Origin of the sequence: Asticcacaulis biprosthecium C19, assembly GCF_000204015.1 — a bacterium.
GTDB lineage: Bacteria > Pseudomonadota > Alphaproteobacteria > Caulobacterales > Caulobacteraceae > Asticcacaulis > Asticcacaulis biprosthecius.
Window position 1 is genome coordinate 284,444 of the sequence record NZ_GL883078.1, and the last position, 2,627, is coordinate 287,070.

Annotated in this window: 2 protein-coding genes and 1 pseudogene; 1 reads left to right on the forward strand and 2 read right to left on the reverse strand. The window is 63.2% G+C overall.

Annotation, left to right across the window (positions count from 1 at the left end; translation table 11 throughout):
- Positions 1-110 precede the first annotated feature (110 nt).
- Complete coding sequence (locus tag ABI_RS11855) at positions 111-461, reverse strand: VOC family protein (RefSeq protein WP_006273228.1); 351 nt, start codon at positions 459-461, stop codon at positions 111-113.
- Complete coding sequence (locus tag ABI_RS11860) at positions 458-937, reverse strand: MarR family winged helix-turn-helix transcriptional regulator (RefSeq protein ID WP_006273229.1); 480 nt, start codon at positions 935-937, stop codon at positions 458-460. Before ABI_RS11860 ends, ABI_RS11855 begins: the two co-directional genes overlap by 4 nt.
- Positions 938-1,173: 236 nt before the next feature.
- Here ABI_RS11860 and ABI_RS11865 point away from each other — a divergent pair.
- A pseudogene (locus ABI_RS11865) lies at positions 1,174-2,627 on the forward strand (aldehyde dehydrogenase); the annotation flags it as partial.

The window sequence follows — 2,627 nt, forward strand, 5'->3', positions numbered from 1 at the left end:
GCCGAGGTCGACGCGCAGCGAAGGACGAGATGCGGTGGTGCGGCGACTTTCGTTCTGTAGCGTCTAAAAGGCATCAGAGTCTTTTCCGGACACAGTCTTCCAGCCCTTACTTACGATGCCGCCCCAGCCAACTCGACTATATGGCCTTCCGGATCTGTGACAACGGCGCGCGGGCCCCAAGGTCCATCTTTGAACGCCGTCACCAGAGTGGCGCCCTGCGCCAAAGCCGCAGCCAGCCTCATCTCGACATCATCGACCTGGAAGCCGATCCGCAGCCCTTCGGTGCCCCGGCCCTGCGCCCACGGGTAGATTTCCAAGGTCATCCCACCGGCTGTCGCCGCCAGATGCTCCGGCCCGCTGCCATGACGCTCGCGCACGAAGGATAGCCCCAGAGCTTCATAAAATTGCCCGAGTCGCGCCACGTCTTTCGCACGCAGCACAACCAGATTCAGGAAGGTCACGCCTCGTCTGCTTCCCGCACCGGCATAGCCGCCAACTGCCTTAGGCCCTTCATGAAGTTGTCGATATCGACACCTTCCAGAAACCGGTGCATCCGCTCCAGATGCTGGCGCTGGATGGCCTTGGCCTGAGCCAGCAAGGCCGCGCCTGATTTCGTCAGCGCCAGTTGATTGGCGCGGCGGTCCTTCTTGTCCACCTTGCGCTCGACCAAGCCGCGTCCCTCCAGAGCGTCGATCAGCGCCACGACGTTCGGCCGCTGGATCTTCAGCCGGTCGCCGATGACGTGTTGGCGCAGGCCAGGCTCGGCCTCGATCAGCATAAGCACCGACAGATCGACCGGCCGCAGACCGATCTCCTTCATCCGGTCGATAATCTCTCCGAACACCGCCAATTGCGCCAAACGCAGTTGAAAGCCGATCTGGCTCTCCAGCAGTTCGGCGGGGTCGATGTCAACAGCAGCAGATGTCTTCTTTTTCAAGGCGTTCTCCGGGGCCTTTGCATTTGAAAACTCAGGCGGGCCAAATCCCCCACCGTCTCATTTGCTTCCGGCAAATGATCCACCTCCCCGTATAACGGGGAGGTATAAGTTATTGGTGTCCACCCTATCGGCGTTTTCGGGCTTAGGCGATAAAATAAATAATGACGGCCCATAATAGGTATGATACATAATCAATTAACACGCGTCATATGAAGATGCGACAGGGAGTCATCACCATGCTGGACACGGTTTCTGCTGCGCCACTCGATCTGATCATCGCCTCCAAGCCTGTCAAGGCCGAAGGCGGGCGCACCTTTACCCGGCTCAATCCGATCTCGGGCCAGGCCGCGACCACCGCCGCCGCCGCGTCGGTCGCCGATGCCATCGCTGCCGCCGATGCCGCCGCCGCAGCCTTCCCCGCCTGGTCGGCGCTCGGCCCCAATGCCCGCCGCGCCGTCTTGCTGAAGGTCGCCGACCAACTCACCGCCATGGCGCCCGAATTCATCGCCGCCATGAAGGCCGAAACCGGATCGACCCAGGCCTGGGCCGGCTTCAACTGCATGCTGGCCGCCAACATGATGCGCGAAGCTGCCTCGCTGACCACCCTGGTCGCCGGCGAGACCATCCCGTCCGACAAACCTGGCTGCGTCGCCCTGGCCGTGCGTCAAGCCGCTGGCGTTGTGCTGGGTATCGCGCCATGGAATGCCCCGGTGATTCTGGGCGTCCGCGCCATCGCCACCCCGCTGGCCTGCGGCAACACTGTCGTGCTGAAGGCCGCCGAGGCCTGCCCGCGCACACACTGGCTGATAGCAGAGGCCTTCAACCGCGCCGGCGCCCCGAAGGCATTGTCTCGCTGGTCACCAATGCCGCCGAAGACGCCCCGGCGGTCGTCGGCGCCCTGATCGACCATCCCGCCGTCAAGCGCATCAACTTCACCGGCTCGACCCACGTCGGCAAGATTATCGCCGCCCGCGCCGCGGCACAACTGAAGCCTGCCCTGCTGGAACTGGGCGGCAAGGCGCCTCTGCTGGTCCTCAAGGACGCCGATCTCGACGAGGCGGTCAAGGCAGCCGCCTTCGGCGCCTTCATGAACCAAGGGCAAATCTGCATGTCGACCGAACGGATCATCGTGGTCGACGCTGTTTATGATGCCTTCGTCACCAAATTCGCCGCCAAGGCCGCCACCATGCCGGCCGGCGATCCTTTGGAAGGCAAGACGCCCCTGGGCGCCGTGGTCGATGTCAAGTCGGGCGACAAGGTCCGTGAGCTGATGCGCGATGCCATCGCCAAGGGTGCGAAGCTGATTGCCGGCGGCGAAGGCGAAGGCGTCCTGATCCCGGCTTCGGTCCTGGACGGCGTGACGCCGGACATGCGCATCTATGCCGAGGAAAGCTTCGGGCCGGTCGTGTCGATTGTCCGCGCGAAGGACACTGACGATGCGGTGCGCATTGCCAACGACACGGAATACGGCCTGACGGCGGCGGTGTTCACCACCAACATCGCAGAGGCTTTGAACGTGGCGTCGCGGATTCAGTCGGGCATGTGCCACATCAACGGCGCGACCGTTCACGACGAAGCTCAGATGCCGTTCGGCGGCGTCAAGGATTCCGGTTATGGTCGTTTCGGCGGCAAGGCCGGCATCGCCGAATTCACCGACCTGCGCTGGATCACCATCGAAACCCTGCCAGGA